This is a genomic window from Xanthomonas sp. F14, assembly GCF_014199865.1.
Genome location: NZ_JACHOM010000009.1, coordinates 1 through 5,418, shown reverse-complemented (window position 1 = coordinate 5,418; position 5,418 = coordinate 1). Strand labels below are relative to the sequence as shown.

Annotated in this window: 2 tRNA genes and 3 rRNA genes; all 5 read left to right on the top strand. The window is 53.3% G+C overall.

The window, feature by feature from the left end:
• The first annotated feature begins 216 nt into the window (after positions 1-216).
• A 16S ribosomal RNA gene (locus GGR73_RS20175) occupies positions 217-1,763 on the top strand.
• A 92-nt stretch (positions 1,764-1,855) separates the two neighbouring features.
• Positions 1,856-1,931 (top strand) — tRNA-Ala (locus GGR73_RS20170).
• Positions 1,932-1,950: 19 nt separating this feature from the next.
• Positions 1,951-2,027: transfer RNA gene (locus GGR73_RS20165), tRNA-Ile, on the top strand.
• A 227-nt stretch (positions 2,028-2,254) separates the two neighbouring features.
• Positions 2,255-5,135 (top strand): 23S ribosomal RNA (locus GGR73_RS20160).
• A 112-nt stretch (positions 5,136-5,247) separates the two neighbouring features.
• Positions 5,248-5,362 (top strand): 5S ribosomal RNA (gene rrf, locus GGR73_RS20155).
• The 16S, 23S and 5S rRNA genes sit together here with 2 tRNA genes alongside, the layout of an rRNA operon.
• Positions 5,363-5,418: the final 56 nt, after the last annotated feature.

The window sequence follows — 5,418 nt, the reverse complement described above, 5'->3', positions numbered from 1 at the left end:
CGGAAACGACGAAGCTGACGGGAACGGCGCTGAGGCCACTTCCCAATGTTCTTTGACAGTGTGCGCAGGTAATTTGTGCGGACGCCTGCAGGAAGGATGATTGTCCATCTTGCAGACGTTTAATCAAAATGCAACATATTAATTGCTTTGCAAGCGATAAGTTGCCAGTGGTTGAACTTCTGCAGCTAAAGTAATTTGCCTTCGGGCATGTAATTTTAAGTGAAGAGTTTGATCCTGGCTCAGAGTGAACGCTGGCGGCAGGCCTAACACATGCAAGTCGAACGGCAGCACAGTAAGAGCTTGCTCTTATGGGTGGCGAGTGGCGGACGGGTGAGGAATACATCGGAATCTACTCTTTCGTGGGGGATAACGTAGGGAAACTTACGCTAATACCGCATACGACCTACGGGTGAAAGCGGAGGACCTTCGGGCTTCGCGCGATTGAATGAGCCGATGTCGGATTAGCTAGTTGGCGGGGTAAAGGCCCACCAAGGCGACGATCCGTAGCTGGTCTGAGAGGATGATCAGCCACACTGGAACTGAGACACGGTCCAGACTCCTACGGGAGGCAGCAGTGGGGAATATTGGACAATGGGCGCAAGCCTGATCCAGCCATGCCGCGTGGGTGAAGAAGGCCTTCGGGTTGTAAAGCCCTTTTGTTGGGAAAGAAAAGCAGTCGGTTAATACCCGATTGTTCTGACGGTACCCAAAGAATAAGCACCGGCTAACTTCGTGCCAGCAGCCGCGGTAATACGAAGGGTGCAAGCGTTACTCGGAATTACTGGGCGTAAAGCGTGCGTAGGTGGTGGTTTAAGTCTGTTGTGAAAGCCCTGGGCTCAACCTGGGAATTGCAGTGGATACTGGGTCACTAGAGTGTGGTAGAGGGTAGCGGAATTCCCGGTGTAGCAGTGAAATGCGTAGAGATCGGGAGGAACATCCGTGGCGAAGGCGGCTACCTGGACCAACACTGACACTGAGGCACGAAAGCGTGGGGAGCAAACAGGATTAGATACCCTGGTAGTCCACGCCCTAAACGATGCGAACTGGATGTTGGGTGCAATTTGGCACGCAGTATCGAAGCTAACGCGTTAAGTTCGCCGCCTGGGGAGTACGGTCGCAAGACTGAAACTCAAAGGAATTGACGGGGGCCCGCACAAGCGGTGGAGTATGTGGTTTAATTCGATGCAACGCGAAGAACCTTACCTGGTCTTGACATCCACGGAACTTTCCAGAGATGGATTGGTGCCTTCGGGAACCGTGAGACAGGTGCTGCATGGCTGTCGTCAGCTCGTGTCGTGAGATGTTGGGTTAAGTCCCGCAACGAGCGCAACCCTTGTCCTTAGTTGCCAGCACGTAATGGTGGGAACTCTAAGGAGACCGCCGGTGACAAACCGGAGGAAGGTGGGGATGACGTCAAGTCATCATGGCCCTTACGACCAGGGCTACACACGTACTACAATGGTAGGGACAGAGGGCTGCAAACCCGCGAGGGTAAGCCAATCCCAGAAACCCTATCTCAGTCCGGATTGGAGTCTGCAACTCGACTCCATGAAGTCGGAATCGCTAGTAATCGCAGATCAGCATTGCTGCGGTGAATACGTTCCCGGGCCTTGTACACACCGCCCGTCACACCATGGGAGTTTGTTGCACCAGAAGCAGGTAGCTTAACCTTCGGGAGGGCGCTTGCCACGGTGTGGCCGATGACTGGGGTGAAGTCGTAACAAGGTAGCCGTATCGGAAGGTGCGGCTGGATCACCTCCTTTTGAGCATGACGTCATCGTCTTGCGGGCGTCCTCACAAATTACCTGCATTCAGAGATTCATACCGGCACAGGTCGGTATGCGAAGTCCCTTTTGGGGCCTTAGCTCAGCTGGGAGAGCACCTGCTTTGCAAGCAGGGGGTCGTCGGTTCGATCCCGACAGGCTCCACCATATTGAGTGAAAAGACTTCGGGTCTGTAGCTCAGGTGGTTAGAGCGCACCCCTGATAAGGGTGAGGTCGGTAGTTCGAGTCTACCCAGACCCACCACTCTGAATGTAGTGCACACTTAAGAATTTATATGGATCAGCGTTGAGGCTGATACATGTTCTTTTATAACTTGTGACGTAGCGAGCGTTTGAGATATCTATCTAAACGTGTCGTTGAGGCTAAGGCGGGGACTTCGAGTCCCTAAATAATTGAGTCGTATGTTCGCGTTGGTGGCTTTGTACCCCACACAACACGGCATGTAACTCCGAGGCAACTTGGGGTTATATGGTCAAGCGAATAAGCGCACACGGTGGATGCCTAGGCGGTCAGAGGCGATGAAGGACGTGGTAGCCTGCGAAAAGTGTCGGGGAGCTGGCAACAAGCTTTGATCCGGCAATATCCGAATGGGGAAACCCACTGCTTCGGCAGTATCCTGCAGTGAATTCATAGCTGCTGGAAGCGAACCCGGTGAACTGAAATATCTAAGTAACCGGAGGAAAAGAAATCAACCGAGATTCCCTAAGTAGTGACGAGCGAACGGGGAGCAGCCCTTAAGCTGGAATGGCTTTAGAAAAACAATCTGGAAAGATTGGCCATAGAAGGTGATAGCCCTGTATTTAAAAGGGCCACTCCAGTGAAGACGAGTAGGGCGGGGCACGTGAAACCCTGTCTGAATATGGGGGGACCATCCTCCAAGGCTAAATACTCCTGACCGACCGATAGTGAACCAGTACCGTGAGGGAAAGGCGAAAAGAACCCCGGAGAGGGGAGTGAAATAGATCCTGAAACCGTGTGCGTACAAGCAGTAGGAGCTCGCAAGAGTGACTGCGTACCTTTTGTATAATGGGTCAGCGACTTACTGTTCGTGGCAAGCTTAACCGTATAGGGGAGGCGAAGGGAAACCGAGTCTGATAAGGGCGCATAGTCGCGGGCAGTAGACCCGAAACCGGGTGATCTAGTCATGGCCAGGGTGAAGGTGCCGTAACAGGTACTGGAGGCCCGAACCCACGTCTGTTGCAAAAGACGGGGATGAGCTGTGATTAGGAGTGAAAAGCTAATCGAACCCGGAGATAGCTGGTTCTCCTCGAAAGCTATTTAGGTAGCGCCTCGGACGAATACTACTGGGGGTAGAGCACTGTTATGGCTAGGGGGTCATCGCGACTTACCAAACCATTGCAAACTCCGAATACCAGTACGTACTATCCGGGAGACACACGGCGGGTGCTAACGTCCGTCGTGAAAAGGGAAACAACCCAGACCCACAGCTAAGGTCCCAAATTCACTGCTAAGTGGAAAACGATGTGGAAAGGCATAGACAGCCAGGAGGTTGGCTTAGAAGCAGCCACCCTTTAAAGAAAGCGTAATAGCTCACTGGTCGAGTCGGTCTGCGCGGAAGATTTAACGGGGCTAAGCAGTGAACCGAAGCTTGGGGTGCATAAAACTTGTTTTATGCGCGGTAGAGGAGCGTTCCGTAAGCCTGCGAAGGTGGATTGAGAAGTCTGCTGGAGGTATCGGAAGTGCGAATGCTGACATGAGTAACGATAATGCGGGTGAAAAGCCCGCACGCCGAAAGCCCAAGGTTTCCTTGCGCAACGTTAATCGACGCAGGGTTAGTCGGTCCCTAAGGCGAGGGCGAAAGCCGTAGTCGATGGGAAGCAGGTTAATATTCCTGCACCTCGCGTGAGTGCGATGGAGGGACGGAGAAGGTTAGGTGTACCGGGCGTTGGTTGTCCCGGGGAAAGGCGGTAGGTTTGGATCTTTGGCAAATCCGGGATCCTTTAAGACCGAGCACCGAGACGAGCCTTTATGGCGAAGTCACTGATACCACGCTTCCAGGAAAAGCTCCTAAGCTTCAGCTCACGAAGACCGTACCGTAAACCGACACAGGTGGGTAGGATGAGAATTCTCAGGCGCTTGAGAGAACTCGGGTGAAGGAACTAGGCAACATGGCACCGTAACTTCGGGAGAAGGTGCACCCTTTTTGGTGGCTCATGCGAGCTATAGCTGAAGAGGGTCGCAGAAACCAGGCCGCTGCGACTGTTTATCAAAAACACAGCACTCTGCAAACACGAAAGTGGACGTATAGGGTGTGACGCCTGCCCGGTGCTGGAAGGTTAATTGATGGGGTCAGCCGCAAGGCGAAGCTCTTGATCGAAGCCCCAGTAAACGGCGGCCGTAACTATAACGGTCCTAAGGTAGCGAAATTCCTTGTCGGGTAAGTTCCGACCTGCACGAATGGCGTAACGACAGCGGCGCTGTCTCCACCCGAGACTCAGTGAAATTGAAATCGCTGTGAAGATGCAGCGTTCCCGTGGCAAGACGGAAAGACCCCGTGAACCTTTACTATAGCTTTACACTGAACGTTGAGTTCGTCTGTGTAGGATAGGTGGGAGGCTATGAAACTGTGGCGCTAGCTGCAGTGGAGCCATCCTTGAAATACCACCCTGTCGTGCTTGACGTTCTAACCTAGATCCGTTATCCGGATCAGGGACCGTGTATGGTGGGTAGTTTGACTGGGGCGGTCTCCTCCTAAAGAGTAACGGAGGAGCACGAAGGTACGCTCAGCGCGGTCGGACATCGCGCACTGTGTGCAAAGGCATAAGCGTGCTTGACTGCAAGATCGACGGATCAAGCAGGTACGAAAGTAGGTCTTAGTGATCCGGTGGTTCTGTATGGAAGGGCCATCGCTCAACGGATAAAAGGTACTCCGGGGATAACAGGCTGATACCGCCCAAGAGTTCATATCGACGGCGGTGTTTGGCACCTCGATGTCGGCTCATCACATCCTGGGGCTGTAGTCGGTCCCAAGGGTATGGCTGTTCGCCATTTAAAGTGGTACGCGAGCTGGGTTCAGAACGTCGTGAGACAGTTCGGTCCCTATCTGCCATGGGCGTTGGAAGTTTGAGAGGGGCTGCTCCTAGTACGAGAGGACCGGAGTGGACGAACCTCTGGTGTTCCGGTTGTCACGCCAGTGGCATTGCCGGGTAGCTATGTTCGGAAGCGATAACCGCTGAAAGCATCTAAGCGGGAAGCGCGCCTCAAGATGAGACTTCCCGGGGCACAAGCCCCCTAAAGGAACCATATAGACTATGTGGTTGATAGGTCAGGTGTGTAAGTACAGCAATGTATTGAGCTAACTGATACTAATGATCCGTGCGGCTTGACCATATAACCTCAAGTTGCCTTGGTCCCAACGAACGTTGGTAGATCACCAAACGCAAGCTACGTCACAAGTTACCTATGCGAGACGAGCGCTATCAAGCGCTGCTCCAACCGTCTCCCTGGTGAAATTAGCGCTGTGGAACCACCCGATCCCATCCCGAACTCGGAAGTGAAACGCAGCTGCGCCGATGGTAGTGTGGCTCAAGCCATGCGAGAGTAGGTCATCGCCAGGGGCTTTACCCGAAACCCTCAGTCCAACAGGACTGAGGGTTTCTTTTTGTGCGAAATT